The 16,372-nt window shown below is 57.5% G+C and carries 12 protein-coding genes; 9 read left to right on the forward strand and 3 right to left on the reverse strand.

The window, feature by feature from the left end; all coding sequences use genetic code 11:
- Window positions 1-2: 2 nt before the first annotated feature.
- From JAO32_RS07345 to JAO32_RS07355, 3 genes are read right to left on the reverse strand one after another with little or no spacing between them, the layout of a single operon-like run.
- Window positions 3-4,376, reverse strand: a complete 4,374-nt coding sequence (locus JAO32_RS07345; protein ID WP_334239001.1) for a translocation/assembly module TamB domain-containing protein — start codon at window positions 4,374-4,376, stop codon at window positions 3-5.
- A complete protein-coding gene (locus tag JAO32_RS07350; protein ID WP_334239002.1) occupies window positions 4,376-5,170 on the reverse strand; it encodes a peptidylprolyl isomerase in 795 nt (264 codons plus the stop codon). Before JAO32_RS07350 ends, JAO32_RS07345 begins: the two co-directional genes overlap by 1 nt.
- Window positions 5,170-8,586, reverse strand: coding sequence for a POTRA domain-containing protein (locus tag JAO32_RS07355; RefSeq protein WP_334239004.1), 3,417 nt, complete (start codon window positions 8,584-8,586; stop codon window positions 5,170-5,172). Before JAO32_RS07355 ends, JAO32_RS07350 begins: the two co-directional genes overlap by 1 nt.
- A 210-nt stretch (window positions 8,587-8,796) precedes the next feature.
- Between JAO32_RS07355 and JAO32_RS07360 the strand changes: the two genes are divergently transcribed.
- From JAO32_RS07360 to pgeF, 9 genes are all read left to right on the forward strand, one after another.
- The gene (locus JAO32_RS07360) at window positions 8,797-9,846 is read left to right on the forward strand and encodes a ThiF family adenylyltransferase (protein ID WP_334239006.1); all 1,050 of its coding nucleotides are present in this window, start codon (window positions 8,797-8,799) and stop codon (window positions 9,844-9,846) included.
- A gap of 192 nt (window positions 9,847-10,038) precedes the next feature.
- Window positions 10,039-10,695 (forward strand): RNA polymerase sigma factor, encoded by a 657-nt coding sequence (locus tag JAO32_RS07365; RefSeq protein ID WP_047495254.1) that lies wholly within the window; start codon window positions 10,039-10,041, stop codon window positions 10,693-10,695.
- Entirely contained in the window at window positions 10,695-10,967 is a 273-nt protein-coding gene (locus tag JAO32_RS07370) for a hypothetical protein (RefSeq protein ID WP_334239007.1), read from the forward strand. Before JAO32_RS07365 ends, JAO32_RS07370 begins: the two co-directional genes overlap by 1 nt.
- 310 nt (window positions 10,968-11,277) lie before the next feature.
- Complete coding sequence (locus JAO32_RS07375; protein ID WP_443082578.1) at window positions 11,278-11,844, forward strand: shikimate kinase; 567 nt, start codon at window positions 11,278-11,280, stop codon at window positions 11,842-11,844.
- Between the two features lie 51 nt (window positions 11,845-11,895).
- Window positions 11,896-13,029, forward strand: coding sequence for an AI-2E family transporter (locus tag JAO32_RS07380; RefSeq protein WP_334239009.1), 1,134 nt, complete (start codon window positions 11,896-11,898; stop codon window positions 13,027-13,029).
- A gap of 46 nt (window positions 13,030-13,075) precedes the next feature.
- Window positions 13,076-14,020 (forward strand): heme o synthase, encoded by a 945-nt coding sequence (gene cyoE / locus JAO32_RS07385; protein WP_334239012.1) that lies wholly within the window; start codon window positions 13,076-13,078, stop codon window positions 14,018-14,020.
- A gap of 9 nt (window positions 14,021-14,029) precedes the next feature.
- A complete protein-coding gene (locus JAO32_RS07390; protein WP_334239013.1) occupies window positions 14,030-14,602 on the forward strand; it encodes a DUF420 domain-containing protein in 573 nt (190 codons plus the stop codon).
- On the forward strand, window positions 14,599-14,853 hold the full coding sequence (locus tag JAO32_RS07395; RefSeq protein ID WP_334239015.1) for a hypothetical protein: 255 nt from the start codon (window positions 14,599-14,601) through the stop codon (window positions 14,851-14,853). The genes JAO32_RS07390 and JAO32_RS07395 overlap by 4 nt, the downstream gene beginning before the upstream one ends.
- 302 nt (window positions 14,854-15,155) lie before the next feature.
- Entirely contained in the window at window positions 15,156-16,259 is a 1,104-nt protein-coding gene (pgeF, locus tag JAO32_RS07400; RefSeq protein ID WP_334239016.1) for a peptidoglycan editing factor PgeF, read from the forward strand.
- Window positions 16,260-16,372 lie beyond the last annotated feature (113 nt).

A 16,372-nucleotide genomic window follows, 5' to 3' on the forward strand; every position in this document is an offset into this window, starting at 1 on the left:
CTCTAACGATACCGCTTGCGAATCTTGTACACCATCGAGAACACGCCATTTTCGTCGCGTGTCACCACGATGGCTTTGTTATCGCTCAACTGGTACTGCAACTGAATCAACTGCTGCGCCGACGTGTTGATGCTGGTCGCAAACGTCACCGTGATCTGCCGCGTTACCTGCTGCTCAACCGTGATGCGCGCAGAAGAAGCACCAATTGTTCCCACATACGCAGGATCAATCTTCACTTTGCCGCTACCGCCGAACAGCTTGTTCACACGATTGGAAACCGTCGCATTCAACGCGCCGCCCAGCAACGCATTCGTCGTTGGATCCTGCCCCTGCTGTTGCAGTTGCTGCGTATTAATCGCGGCTTCTTCCTGCGTGCGTCCCAACGCCAACAGGTTGAAGATATCCGCCTGAGACAACGGTGGCTCCGACCGGTACGTCAGCTTGAAGTTCTTTGACGTTCCGTGGACACCGATGGTCACGTCGTAGTTCTCCACGCGTGCCGTCGCATCCAGGTCAATCAAAGGATCAATGCGGATCGGATTGTTGAAGTAGATCTGACCACGTTGCAATTGATACTTCGTTCCTGAGAACGTCGCAGAGCCATCGTTGATGGTCACCTTGCCCAACACCGCAGGAACGGCCGCAGTGCCGCGCAAGGACAGGTCCACAGTACCCGCGATACGTGCGTAGCTGTTCTGGAAATCCAACGCGGGCGACGACTGCACGTGAACATTCAGAATGATCTTGTTCAGCAACGAATCTGGATCAGGCGGAGCAGAAACATCACCTGCAGCGCCCGCAACAGAAGCGAAGTCAAACGTTTCTGCAAGACCAAAACGCGTGATGAGGATGTTGCCTGAAAGTGAAGCGCCATCGCCCGATCCCTGCAACCGAAGCGACGCGTTCATCGTTGCAGACACGCCGTAGTAGCGCACACGCACGGCAGTTGCGGTTGCCGTCATGTCTGCAAACAAACCGCCACGGAACTGCACAAACCCCGTCAGCTTAATGCGTCCGCCACCGCTCGTCGCCGTGACGTTGTCCATCACCAACCGATCGTCGGTAAACGTTGCGGTTCCGGTAATGTTCGAAAGGCCATTCGGAATCGTGTCGTAGGCAACGTTCGTATTGCTAAACGTCATCTTGCCGCCGAGATTCGGCTTGGATGTCGTTCCGCTGGCCGTCACATTGAAGCTGATCATGCCAGACGCAATCACTTGTGGCTTCAAACGATGCGCCAAAGCAACATTTAAGCTGCCATTCGCCTGCGCATTGATCGCGCCTCCCTGTGCAGGCAACGGCTTTCCATCAGGAGAAAATAGCTGCACAGAACCAGAAGCATGCACGTCCGTCTCAGGTCCGGTGACATGAAGTTCATCCAGCCGCACCGTTCCGTTAGTCAATGAAGCATGCACCGGAGCCGCGGAGGCAAACGTTAATCCCTGCGTAGTCACTTGCAGCGGATTCACCGTCAGCGTTCCGTTCAGCGATTCAGGTTTCTTCGCCGGTCCGCTCACATTCAGTTCGCCGTTGATCACCGAACTCGCTTCAAACGACGAATCCATCAACTTCAACACTGGCGCTACATCGAGATTGCTGAAGGTGGCATGCGCCTGCATGGGATAGTCACCCACCAACTGCAACTGACCATTCGCATCCAGCTTCGCAGTCAACAGATCGCTGTGCGCCTTCAGGTAGACCATGTTGCCGCTGCTGTTCACGTCAGCAGTCAACTGCCCCAGCGCTTGCTTTTGATACGTCGCGTTTGCCAGTTGCAGATGCGCATTCAATCCCGGTGCTTCCAGCGTTCCATCCGCATCGGCTCGGAAGGTCAACATGCCATCCACTGGCGTACCGGCCTTGCGAATCGCAAGCAGATTCGACAGCCGAACATCATTCGCCTGCAGATGCGCACGAACATGCTTCGACGTCAGGTTGTAGCTGCCGTTGCCGGTCACCTCAGCGCCCTGCGCCTTCACATCCAACGTGGACGCAGAGATCTCCTGCCCACGAACCGCCACCTTCGCCGTTACCGAATCGTAAGGCTGGTCATACGCCACACCATTGCGTAACGACAGTGTTCCATCGCCCACAAGATTGCCGAACGTACCATCCACGTTGGCATTCACGGCAACAACGCCAGTAACAGGCAATGCTCCCTGGCCTGCAATCTCAAGCACGTCGTGAATCTGCGCATCGGCAAGCTGCAGCTTTGCCTGCACCTGCGTCTGATCGTCAAAGTCGTACGACACCACGCGACGCTTCACCACACGATGTGGCTTCACCGAGCCCGACGCATTCAAAACCGCCGTGCCACGATGAATCGTAGAACTCGCAACCGTCACACCAGACGGTGAATACTCCGCATCTGCAACCAGTGAATCGATCGCAACATCACCCGCGCTGCCCAGATGCGCCGTGAGTTCGTTTGCCTGCAGATGTCCCTTGATATCGAGCCCTGCAATCGGCCCGGATGCAACTCCCTGGAAGTGCGCATCACCATGCAACGCCACAGGCAGCGCAGCGCTTCCCTTCTTGCCATTGCTCTCGAAGCCGATGGTGTTCAACACTGAATCGAACTCGGACAGATCGCGAAAATCTGCAATCAGATTCAAACTCGTCAGTGGATCGCCATTCCCCACACCCAACGTTCCCGTCGCCTGAATCGTCGATGCCGGTGTATGTGCCTCCACCTGCTGAATCGCAACAGTTTCGTTGGAACCGTGATACGTGGCCTTCACTACGCCCGTCAGCGGAATGTTCTGCGCGGCGCCGCGACGACGAAGATTCTGTGGCGCCAGCTTTAGATCCGCGCTCACAATCACCGAGCTCGGAAGATCCTTCACCGCTCCGCCCCACTCCACATGCACAGGACCATTCACGGCGGTATCAATGCCCAGGTCCGAGTAATGACGCGGTTCGGTAACCTCATTAATCGTTCGCAGCGAGATGCCCGCCAGCTTCACATCAATGTAAGCGTGCGCACGTTCCACCGGCGTAATTGCGAGTGGCCCCGTTGCAGGCGGCTTGGCATTCGCAATCTTCGCAGTTGCATTTGCAGTCTTCTGACCCGCCACAATCGTGGGAGATTGTGCAGGAGTCTCTGGCGGCACCTCTCCCAGCCAGTTATGGATGCGCATGTCACCGGCAACCGTGCCACCGCCGGGAAGATTCAGCACAATCGCATTGAACAGCAGTTCCGCAGGCGTTACCTTCAGCGACGCGCCACCGTTTACACCGTTCACGATCACATATTCATCGTGATAACCAACAGAGTGAAGCTTCGCATCACCCACCAGAAGGTATCCCTTTTCGCATTCAGGAGAAGGAGGCAACACCTTCGTGTTGGCGGGATTCGTATTCGGATTATGACGTTGCCAGAAGCGCGGCTTCTTCTGCGCTTCCTGCGGTGCAACCGCGCAGGAATGTCCTGCCAGATTCAAATCAACCGTACCCGCCGTCAGTCCCGGAAAACCACTCAATACCGAGATCTGCGGAACCTCTACATTGCCCTTCACCGTGACATTCCAGATAGGATTGTCGAAATTCTCCACACGCGCAGTCGCATCCAGATGCGATGTTTTACCCGTATCAAAGCTCAGTTGCTGAATGCTGATGAGCTTCCGCCCAATCTCCGCTTTTACCTTCAGCCGAGACTGCGCCTCCGGCATTTGATCCATGCGTGTACGAATGTCGCTCACGCCGATATCGATGCCGTAGTGGTCAGTGCGTGAAATGTAATGCACATTCACGCCAAGATCGCGTGCGGCCAAATCAAATGGAATCGCGCGATCGTTCAGCAGTGCAACACCATTCGCCAGTTCCACTTTCGAAGCCTGCAAGTCCAGCAGCGTATCCATCACCGGCTCGTTACTGGTGCTCTTCGTCTTCGGCACAGGCTGATTCGTGCTGCCATCCTTATTCACGATCAGGTGGATCTGCGGCTTATCCACATGCAACAGCGACAGCGTGATGTACTTCATCGCGCCCTTGGAATCCGTCGCATGCGAAAACAGGCTCTTCAACGTAATGCGAACAAGGATGCGATCCGCCGAAAGATACGGTGCTTCACCCGGTCCTTCGAGTCCATGAATTACCAGACCATCCGCTTCTACTGCCAGATGCATCAAGCTGAACTGCACCTTCGCCAGATCCACCTTGCCGCCCGTGGCATCTTCCAGCGTGGCAATCAACTGCGTGCGAACACGGTTCTGAAAGTCATCCGTCGTCGTGTAGAAACCCAATCCCACAACGAGCAGAATCACCAACAGCATCACCGAGCCCGCAATCCACGCAGTGATACGCCACGCGCGCGACTTCTTCGGCGTGGGTACGTTGTCGTTTGGTGGAGGAGTCTGTGCGTCCAGCAATGCCATCAGGGCGCCTCCTGGTTCGGTTGCATCATGCGAACGTGCCCGGAGTCACGCAACGTCTTCAGCCATGCATCCAGCAGCGTGCTTACCTGCTCCTGCAAAAGAATCTCTCCAATACGGTCGCGGATGGAATCCAGTGGCGGTGCAGTTGCCTTTTGCTTTGCATACTGCGGCAGCAGCGTGTTGTTGTAGTAATCCTCAATCTGCTGGTCGCCGATGCGTATTCCGCTGCGGAAGCGTTGCTCAATGAAGTGCACCACCTGCGCTCGCAATTTCATACGAGCGCGCAATTCGTCTTCCGTGAATCCAGCCTTCTGCAGAAAATTCTTCCAACCCGCATCACTGGTGCAATCCGCATGTGCGCAAGCAGGCAGATCTTTGCGCAGATCTGCCTCCTGCTTATTCACTTCGTCATCGGAAATGGCCACCGGCGGGAAACCACCAAGTTGCTGCAGCAGAAGCGTGCGATCAATTAAACGTGTGATCGCTTGTTCACGCTCCGGCTTTGTTTCATCTTCCTCGTACGGATACAGCTTCGAAAAGCGCTCCTCTTCCTCCACATCGCTTTCCAGAATCAGATCGCCATTCACAATGACGGCAATGCGATCAATCACGTCGCCACGCTCGGCTGGCAACTTATGCGCATCGGCGCGAGCCTGCTCTTTAGTCTGCGGCTTACCTTCTTCAACAGACTTCGGCGCAGGCTTTTGAGCCACCAGCGAAGCAGCCGTGAACGCGACTCCGACGGCCAACAGGCAGTTCGCGAGATCGAAACGGAATGGAGAAAAGCGCATCATTAGAAGCTCTGACCGATCGAGAAGAAGAACTGGAAGTGGCTTGACTGCCCCACATGGTGCGTGGGCACGGACTGAGTGTAGTCATCAATGATGGGATAAATCGGCGGATTCAAGTTGTAAGCCGCGTCCAGACGAATCGGACCAATAGGCGTGTTGTAACGCGCACCCAAACCCACCGCATGTGAGAAGTAAGCAAAGTCGCAAGTGCCCACCGTAACAAAGCCCGACACCTGGCGGCAGGTATCGCGGTTCGGCTGATGGAAACGCGCAATCGACGGGAACACATCGCCTACATGCAGAAACGCATTGCCCATATCGTGGAAGAGCACAAACGAAACACTCTCACCCACAAGCGGCAGCACGGGCGCCGGCATACGCAACTCCAGCGTATTGATCAACACTGCCGATCCACCAACCGGATATCCCGTCGTCAAATCGCGCGGACCAGCCTGATTGATACCAAAGCCACGATGCGATGTCGCACCGCCCGCATACAGTCGCTCTGGCAGCGGAACCGAGTTGCACGACGCATTCGTGTTCAGCAAATTACCCTGGCAACCCTCAATGCCCGCATTCGGATTTGTGCCAGAGGTCGTCTCCACACCAAAGCGTGTGTTACGCGCAAACGTATACTTCCGCTTCTTACCCCATGTGTAATACGTGGAATAAGTCACATCCACCTTGTTAAAGTCCGTCTGCGATCCGAAGATGCCGTTCGCCAGGAAATCCGTAAACGACAGATACATGCCCTTCTGTGCATCAAGCTGCAGAGGTGCACGCGTGTCGTGATACCAGGTAAATGCCGGACCACCCACGCGCACCGGCTGCGACAGCAGTGGAATCAGGTTTGCCGTAACCTGCAGGCTGTTCTGATCCACCGACACACGCCGATAGGTGAAGTCATAGATGAACGTGTCGGCCTTCGGAACCTTTTGCGTTAAGCGGAACAGTCCTTGCAGCGTGCTGGCCTTAAACGTGGAGATGTTCTGCACGTTGGAATAACCACCGCTCACCTGCGTGGAGAAATTCGGACGCCCAAGGAACTTGGGCGTATTCCATGTAGCCGTCGCAATCCGCTCAAGCAAGCCATACGTCACGTGGAATGCCAGCGACTGATCCGTACCAAACAGATTGATACGCGCCACATCCGCAGATACACGGAACGACGCGCCTGCCTTGCCTTCCGGCGAACACGTTGTATTGCCGATCGACTGCTGTGCGCGGCAGTTCGGTTGCGGCGTGGAAAGCTGAGCTTCAAAACCCGCGCCATACGTCACATCCCAGCGCTTCGCTTCCGTCAACTGCACCAGCACATTTTTACGATCAGCCAGGCCTTCCGGATTCTGCACTGCAACATTGGCCTCGTTGAATACAGCAAGATCGTAATAACGACGCTGCATCTCCACGATGGCGCTTTCATCCAGCGGATCACCCGGCTTCAGCAGCAACTGGTCATTCACTAACTTCTGCCGCACATGATGCACACCAGAGATCAGCACACGGTCCACGTTCACCTGCTCGCCCTCAGTGACGAGATACGTAATGTCCGTGCGAGTCGCATCATCCTTACGGACGGCCTGACGCACCTCTACCCTGGCCTGATCAAAGCCCTTGGAGAGATATGCCTGCAGGATGTTATCGCGATCATTCGAGACGTTGGCCAACGCAAACGGCTGATTCGTCTCTGCCGTAATCAGCGCCTTCATCTGTTCTGCGCGCGCGTCATCCACACCGGTCAGCGTAATGTTTCCAAACTTCTGCTGCGGACCTTCGTCAATGTGAATGTTCACCGTAATGGTGCCTATCTTCTTGTCTTCGTCGCCCTTCTTCTCATCCGTCGTGATCTTCACTTTTGTGAAGCCGTTCGCCATGTAAAGCGACGTGATGGAATCAATGTCATTCGACAGCAACACGGGTGAGAAGCGCCCAGAGCGAACGTAAGAATCCGCCTTGACCACCTGCATGCGTTCCTTAATATTGTCCGTCTCGAAATACTTGTTGCCGGTAACATTCACGGCAATCACCTTGTATTTCTTGCCAGGATTCGCATGGAACGCAACTGTCTCTGTCAGGTTGCTGGGGGGCGGCAGCGGAGTGCCATCTTCTGCATACGATGGGGTGTCCGACACGCCGCTCACTTCCGGCGTCACCTCGGCATCAAAGTACCCTTGCCGCTGCAGAAATTCGCGAACGTTATGAGCGCCTTCGTTCAGCAGATCGTTATCGACAGCGCTCTCTTCATAGATAGGCAGCAGCTTTTTCTGTCGCGACTTTGATACCTTCGCACCATCAATCGTCACCTTCACCTGCGGTCCCTGGAAAGCGCGGAAGGTGTAATCCAGTTGCTGACGATCAGCCGCATACTGGCTCTTTTCCAGCGCAATTGCAGCTTCCAGCCGATCCTTCTTCTGGTAGTACTTGCGCAAGCGGGTCAGGCCATTGCCCACCGTATCGCGCGTCACTTTGTTCTTCGTCTTGAAGACGAAGAGAGTCTTGTTTTTCTCCTGCAACTTACTACGCTTGCGGAACTCATCAATCGTCAGCCCCGGATCGCCATTCACGGTGACGTTGCCCACCAGCGCCTGCGTACCAAGATTGACCAGGTAGAAGACATCCACCTGCTTGCCATCGGGCAGATGCTCCGTTGCGGAATGAACCATGGGAGCGTAATAGCCATTCTGCGCCAGCGTCTGCCGGATCGCTTCTTCACCAGCGCGCACCTGCGAATTGGTAAATGGCAATCCAGCCTGCAATCCCGAAGCAGATACCAGCAGCGAAGTCACTCGCTCCGAACGCACACCCTGGATATAAACGTGGCCTACAAAGTAGCGCGGCGTGCCCACGTACAGCAGCGTCACACTGCCATCGCTGTTCAGCACACTGCGCACTTCAATGTCGCGATAGAGTCCGGTAAGAAACAGTCTGCGAGTCGCCGTCCGAATTTTGTCGGTAGAAACAATGTCACCCGGCTTCAGCCCCAACTCTTTCTGCGGCAACGGATCGTTCTCGCCAAACTCGACGCCTTCAAACTCAACGGCGCGCAGCTTCTTGCCGCGCAGCGCCCAAATACCTGCAGCGGCGTTATCGGCCGCTTTGCCCGCCTTTGCGTTTTGATCCTGAACAGCATCCTGCGCCGCAGCACCTGCGGTGGTAGCAGCCGTACTGGCACCACTGGTCACATCGCCGGCTGCATTCGTCGTGCCGGGAACCACCTGAACCGTCTTGCCGCCACCGGGAACGGGCTGCGGAGCTCCTGTAACTGGCTGCTGTTGCTGATTACCAGAGGTGGCCGCGCTCGATGGCTGTCCGTTAGGCTCCTGCGCATACATCGTCAGGGCTGCGCCTGACAGGATTACCAAGCCCGCCGAGTACAGTGCCTTCCGTCGCAATGCATCCCCACCTGTCCACAGCTTCACCAGCACCAGCGTTCCTGCTCCCCAGAAAAACTCTCAGCTCTACTGCCATGATGCCTGTTTTCAGGCAGCTACGCTTGGCATGAAGGCATAAACAAATGCTTTACACCCAAAACCCGGGATATGGAGCGGTTGGATGCAGGTTCACTCAATCGGGTTCGCTCCGTGTTGCCTTGGAACTCGTACACTGAAATAGCAAGGAGTTGCTTCAGCGTGACTGCAGTTTCCAGCGAAATATTTTCATCAGACGATCGCTACTCACGCCAGCGTCTCTTCCCTGCCATTGGCGCTGACGGCCAAAGAAAACTTGCCGCATCGCATGTCGTACTCGTAGGCTGCGGCGCCACGGGAGCAGCCTCCGCAGGATTACTTGCCCGAGCTGGTGTCGGCACACTCACCATCATCGACCGCGACTTCGTGGAACCCTCCAACCTGCAACGGCAAATGCTCTTCACAGAAGCCGACGCAGCCGAGGCTCTCCCTAAGGCCGAAGCCGCCCGTCGCCGCATCGCGGACATTAATGCAGAGGTAAACGTCCAGCCTCACATCGCTGACCTGACACCCGCCAACGCCGCCACGTTGCTGGCAGATGCGCACGTCATCCTCGATGCCACAGACAACTTCGAAACGCGCTACCTGATCAACGACTTCGCCGTGCAGAGCGGAACTCCGTGGATCTACGCAGCCGCCATCGGTTCTTACGCTGCGACCATGAACATCGTTCCCACAGGCGATTTCCGCACAGCATGCCTTGCCTGCATCTTTCCAGAGCCTCCGGGAGGCACGGTCGAAACCTGTGACACCGCTGGCATTCTCAATACCGCCGTCAACTTCACGGCATCGTTGCAGGTTACGGAAACGCTCAAGCTCCTCACAGGTCAACCAGCCGCTTTACGCCGCACGCTACTGTCCTTCGACCTGTGGACCGGCGAACGTTCTGAAGTACAGGCAGGCAAGCCGCGCCCCACATGCCAGGTCTGCGGCCAACACAACTTCCGCCACCTCGCAGGCGAAGGCCGCCCACACATCACCCTCTGCGGTCGTAACTCCGTGCAGATTCACGAACATCATCGCCCGGTAGACTTCGTATCGCTCGCAGAACGCCTTGGTCCGCTCGGCAACGTGCGTTTTAACAGCATGATGCTGCGCTTTCAACACGGCGAATACACGCTGAGCGTCTTTGCAGACGGCCGCACCGTCATCCAGGGAACCAGCGAAGTTCCCCGGGCACGAGCCCTCTACGCCCGCTTTATCGGCAGTTAAGTTTGTTCGATATCCGGCAATACTTTCCCTGTTTCGTACAACCTTCAACCCTGAAAAGCTATCCACTATTTTTGCGCATCGGAATCAGTGCAAATCTTGGGCAGTGATGCCGTCCTGTATGGTGGAGTACAGCCTGCAGGTCTTTCTAAGGAACGACGGCTCACCATATCGGTGTGCCAGACCGGGGTTGCAATGGAAGTTCAGGGCTACGGAATGACACAAAACAATACGACCCCGGTTGCCGGGCACTTCAAGCGGAATCCCCCCATCGCTGGTGAGGCAGACGCTCTGGAGCGCGCAAAAAACGGCGACCCGGATGCTTTCTCCAAGTTGTATGCGCTGCATAAGCGGCGCGTGTACACCCTATGCCTGCGTATGCTGGGCAATGTTTCTGAGGCAGAGGATATGACGCAGGAAGCTTTCCTGCACCTCTACCGCAAACTTGGCTCTTTCCGCGGCGAAAGCGCATTCTCCACCTGGCTGCACCGTCTCACGGTGAACCTGGTGCTGATGCACCTTCGCAAGAAGGGTCTTCAACTTGTCTCTCTGGAAGAGACCATCAACCCCTCAGAAGAGGACGCGCCCAAGCGCGACTTCGGCTCGCGTGACCCGCGTCTGTCCGGGTCCGTTGACCGTGTCGCTCTGGAACGCGCTGTGGCCACACTGCCTCCTGGATACCGCCTGGTGTTTGTGCTCCATGACGTTGAGGGATACGAACACAACGAGATTGCCGAGATGCTCGAATGCTCAACCGGCAACAGCAAGTCGCAGCTTCACAAAGCGCGGCTGAAACTGCGGGAAATTCTGCGGCAGAATGAACATGCCGCCTTGGTGCAGGAGTCAAAATAATGCCGGAGCATGATGAAAAGCGCTGGACCTGTGAAGAGTTCGAAAAAGCTCTCCCTGAGCTATTCGAACGCGCAGAAGGCGGCAAGCTGAGTGCCGATCCTCGTTTTGCGGAGATCCTGCGGGACTGTCCGCAGGCCGCCGAACTGGTCCGCGATCTGGAGTACATCGCTGAAACCGCACGAATGCTGCTGGAACCAGAGGGTGAAGGCCCATCTTCTGACCTCTGGGGCAAAATTGAGCGGGAGATCACATCGAAAGACAGCATCCAGTAACCCCTTTCACAAAGGAACAAGAGCGGCGTCCCAACCGGGACGCCGTTTTCTTTACTACAAGCGAATTTCACAAATTCCTTGCCCACCACCTGCCCCGGGTGTATGCTCCTCACCAGAGATGACGCAGTTTACCCAGCCCGCTTCCTTTTGGTACCGCTACTGCTTTACAGGCGCGGCCCCGGCGGATTCTGCGGTCTTGAAATACTGAGAAACACTCAAAGACCAATCTCGATCCTCCTGAGCCGCGACCCAAAAAGGTCGCGGCTTTCGCTTTTCCGGAATACAAACCAGACATAAACCTGAGACCATCATGACAACGCTCGTAGCCGAATCCGCCGTGACCCCAACGCCCGCCACCACCCTGCTTACCGAACGCATCGTCCTCACCGGCTTCATGGGCGCGGGCAAAAGCACCGTAGGCCGCCTCCTTGCCACGCAGCTCGGCTGGAACTTCCTCGACGTCGACACCGAAATCGAGCGACTCTCCGGCGTCACCATCGAGGAAATCTTCGCGACGCACGGCGAAACCGAGTTCCGACGCCGCGAATCCACCGCCATCGCCCGCAGCCTGGGAGCCCGCAACACCGTCATCGCCCTCGGCGGCGGCGCACCGGAAGAGATCACCAACCGCCTTCTGCTGGAGCAGACACCGAACACCACCGTCGTCTTCCTCGATGCCCCCTTCGCAGTCCTCTTCGACCGTTGCGTGCTGCAGGAAGGCGCCGCGGTCCGCCCCAATCTGCAGGACCCCGATGCCGCAGCAGCACGCTTCCAGCGCCGTATCCCGCACTACATCCGTTGCTCGTCGCATCGTATCGTCACGGAGAATCTGTCCATCGAACAGACCGTAGAGGCCATCCGCGCACAGTTACTGTAAACATCAATCAACGCCAGAGGGATACTCTGCATCCCACTGGAAGTAGTGCATTTGTCATCTCGGAGACTCCCCCTGACCGATCAGCTTCAGCCCGCGCCACAACCCGCCGACATCCAGCGGGCCGATGCAGATACCGGCTTTCCCTCCCGCGATTTCCGCGAGACACGCCGCCACATCGTCTTCACCGTCAGCCTGTTGGTGCTACTTGGGCTGTTCTGGAAGATTCGGCACGTACTCGGCATTGTGTACGTCTCCGGTCTACTGGCTGTTGTCTTGAATCCGGTGGTGATGAAAATCGGCCGCCTTCAGATTCGCGGACGCGCCATGCCGAAGCCCCTTGCCGTGGCGACGCTGGTGGTGGGACTTGCGCTGGGCCTGTTTCTTCTCTGCTGGTTCGGACTGCCGCCGGTGCTGAATGACTTCCGCAACTTCCTCTCCGACGCCCCTGGCCGCATGCCGGTGCTGATGGCGCGGTTGCAACGAATCCCCATGGCCGACAAGATCGGCCTGACACATCTCAACGACCGCCTGGCCTCCACCATGGAGACCTTCGCGAGCTACATCTTTACTTCCCTGCCGCTATGGGCCGAGCATCTGCTCGACATCCTCACCACCACCATTCTGTGCGTGTATTTCATCCTCGAAGGCCAGGAAGTCTACGACTACTTCCTCTCCATGGTCGTTCCCAAATCGCGCGTACGGCTGGCCAATACGCTTCTCGTGGCAGAAGAACGCGTCTCCCGCTGGCTCATCGGCCAGTTGCTGCTGATGCTGTTGGTAGCCATCTACAGCGTGGTGGTCTTTCGTATCCTGAACGTCCGTTACTTCCTTTTGCTGGCCGTTCTCATGGGCCTCACCAACATCATTCCTGTCGCGGGAAACCTCGTCACCATCATCCTGGTTGCACTCATCGCCGCGGCGGATTCCTTCACCAAGGCCGGTCTCGTGATCCTGGCCTACGGCATCTATACCCAGATTGAAAATGCCTTCCTGACGCCACGCATCATGAAGTCCAGCGTCGATCTGATGGGTGTCACCGTGCTGATTGCGCTGCTCATCGGCACTGCCATCAGCGGCATTCCGGGAGCGCTCGTCGCCGTGCCCAGCGCGGCTGTGGTCGTCGTCTTCGCCAACGAATATCTCGTCCAGCACGAAGATCCTGATCGCCTCTCCGTGCTCGATTAACGACATCCCCGGCCGCCGCTGCGATATCCTTAAAAGCAGAACCCAAATGGTCACCGCAGCATCCATATCGGCCACACAGAGTGCTCGTCGCAGCACCCTCTTCGCCGACTACATGGAACTGGTGAAGCCGCGCGTCACCCTTATGGTGATGATCACCGCAGCGGCAGGCTTCTACCTTGGCTGTCTGCGTTCCGGCATCAGCCCCTTCAATCTGCAGTTCGTTGAAGCGATGATCGGCATGGCAGTGGTCACCGCCGGTTCCGGCACGCTCAATCAGGTCATCGAACGCCGCACCGACGCCATGATGCCGCGCACCGCCAGCCGTCCCATGGCCGCACAGCGCATCTCGTACACACATGGCCTCATTCTGGGCATGCTCTGCATCGTGTTGGGCTCGGCATTTCTCGCGGTCACGACCAATCTCATCACCAGCATGCTCACGCTGCTCACGGCCATTGGCTACGTCGCCATCTACACGCCGCTGAAGCGCATCAGCATGATCGCCACCTTCGTCGGCGCATTCCCCGGCGCGCTGCCACCGCTCATCGGCTGGACTGCCGCACGCGGATTCATCGAATGGCCCGCCGTCGCACTCTTCGCCATCCTCTTCGTGTGGCAGTTCCCTCACTTTGAGGCCATCGGCTGGCTCTATCGTATCGACTACGCCAAGGCAGGCATTCGTGTCACCGCCGTAGCCAAACCCGGAGGCGTAGCCACCGCAGCGCAGGCGCTCTTCTACGCCGTCGTCATGATCCCGGTAAGCCTGTGGCCTGTTTACCTTGGCACCGCCGGTTGGATCTACGGCGTGATCGCCATCGTGCTGGGCCTGGCCTACCTCTGGTACACGCTGAAGTTCGTTCGCATCACGCGCGATCTGCCACCCGCAGAGTCCCGCAAGATCGCCCGCGATCTGCTCAAGATCAGCGTCATTTACCTTCCGCTTCTGCTGGCCGCCATGATGCTCAACGCGCGGGGCCGCATCTTCTTCTAACGAGGCTCCATGACTGCCAACACTCAGACCATTCCCGAGCAGGAACGCATCAAGACGCCGCCCTCCATCATCGCGGCCATCCTCGGCGTCTCCATCGTGGCAAGCCTGTTCCTCTTCTGGCTGGTCTACTATCACGCACCTGCCGACACCAACCACACGAAGCTGCTCTTCCTGCCGTCACTGAACGCAGTCTTCAACGGCCTCAGCGCCATTGCTCTGGTCATCGGCTTTGTGTACGTGAAGCAGCGCAAAATCAAGCAGCATCGTGCCGCCATGTTTACGGCATTCATCTTCTCCACGCTGTTCCTGGTCAGCTACATCCTGAACCACGCGCTGCATGGCGAATACCGCCTTCCCATCGCACACACCGGCCTGCTGTGGAACACCTACTGGCCCATGCTGCTATCGCACATCGTGCTCAGCGTCGTTGCGCTGCCCATGATCCTGATCACGTTCTTCCTGTCGCTCACGCAGCGCTTCCCGCAGCACCGTAAGCTGGCGCGCTGGACCTTCCCTATCTGGCTTTACGTCTCGGTCACCGGCGTTCTGGTCGCTGTCATTCAGGCGGTCGTTCACGGATGAGTACACCCGCAACCAAAGGCCGCACCCGCCCTGACACCCGCGCTATTCTTCGCGTCTCCACCATCATTGAGAGCGTCGGCATCCTCTGCGCTCTCGGCGTATGGCTCAGCGGCGGCATGACCGTCCACGGCCCCAAAAACAACTTTGGCTGGCTCGTCCTCATCATCGCCCTCGGCTGCATTCCCACTGGCACCTTCTTCCTGCTGCTGGGCATCGCCAAATGGTTCGGCGACCGCAACCGCACTGACTAACAAGCAGTCTGACAACCGGTAATGAGTGAACAAAACGCGGGTGACAGGTTCGCGATCCGAACCTGGGCATCACGCCTCAGCGCGATGATACGAACGGAGTTCGTCATTCTGAGCGAAGCGAAGAATCCCAGCGCAGCTTCGCACAACGATGCACTGGATAATTTCTGGCACATACCCGCGAAGCTCGTACGATTCGAAGAATCGTCATCCTGAGCGAAACGAAGTGAAGCCGAAGGACCTGCATTCGTCCGTGCTCACTACGATTCCACCGGGAATCCACAATCCCCCGGTAAAATCAAACAGTGACCGCAGCACGTAAGAAACCCGCAGCAACGAAGAAACCTACCGCCGAGTATCTGGAATCTCCTGAAGCCATCGCCGTCGTCGATGACATCCTGGGAGCCATCGGCCTGACCCACGGCACCCGCGCCACGCGCCGCAACACATGGACCGAAGGCGCACGCCGCCCCGTGGGCAAAAAGGCTGACCTCGCAAAGAAAGCCGCCGTCACTCCGAAGGAAAACCCGAAGCCAATCTTCGTTGAAAACCTCAAGGCAGCCGAAGCTCTCGCCCACGGCTTCTCAACGCGCACCGGCGGCGTCACCCGCGTCTATCGCCCGCACCTGCCCAAGAATCTCGGTGACCTGAACCTCGGCTTCACCAAGCACGATGAAACAGACAACGTCCGCGAAAACCGTCGCCGCTACCTGAAAAGCATCAAGGCCGACCGCTTCCACAGCTTCGGCATGCTGCACCAGATTCATTCCCCCATCGTCCGCACCATTGCAACATCAACGGAAGCCACAAGCGACTTCTTCGCGCCCGCGCAGCACAAGGCCGACGCCTTACTCACTGACGTCCCCGGCGTCCTGCTTACGGTGCAAATCGCGGACTGCGTTCCCGTCCTCGTCTTCGACCCGAAGCGTCGCGCCATCGGCGCCTTCCACGCAGGCTGGCGAGGCACACTCGCACGCATCGTCGAACGCGGCATCGGCACCATGCGCCGCCAGTACGGTAGCGATCCGGCAGACCTCATCGCCGCCATCGGCCCATCCATCGGCCCCGGCAGCTACTCCGTCAGCGAAGACCTCCGTTACGAATTCTCGTCGCAGTTCGCCTACTCAGACACGCTCTTCAAAGATGTCTACGACCTCGGCCCCATCCGCGAGAAGTATCCGAACCTCTTCCTCACCGCGCGCGCTCCCGGCCACTCGCCGCTCGGCCCCCTGCTTCACCTGAACCTGTGGGAAGCCAATCGCCGCCAACTCCTCGACGCTGGCCTGCAGGAAAAGAACATCAGCGTGCTCGAAGAAGACACAGCAGCCGACACCGGTCGCTTCTTCTCCCACCGCGCAGAAGACGGCTTCACCGGCCGCATGATGGCCTCCATCGGCATGACGAAGTAGCCACGAAAACGGGTGCCCCACATCTCGATTCTGAGATGTGGGATAAGCTTCGCAACGCGAAGCTCAAACGCACGAAGTGCGTCTTCTTTCGGAAGGGCAGGGCTTCAGCCCTG

This window comes from Terriglobus sp. ADX1 (genome assembly GCF_036877645.1).
Classification (GTDB): domain Bacteria; phylum Acidobacteriota; class Terriglobia; order Terriglobales; family Acidobacteriaceae; genus Terriglobus.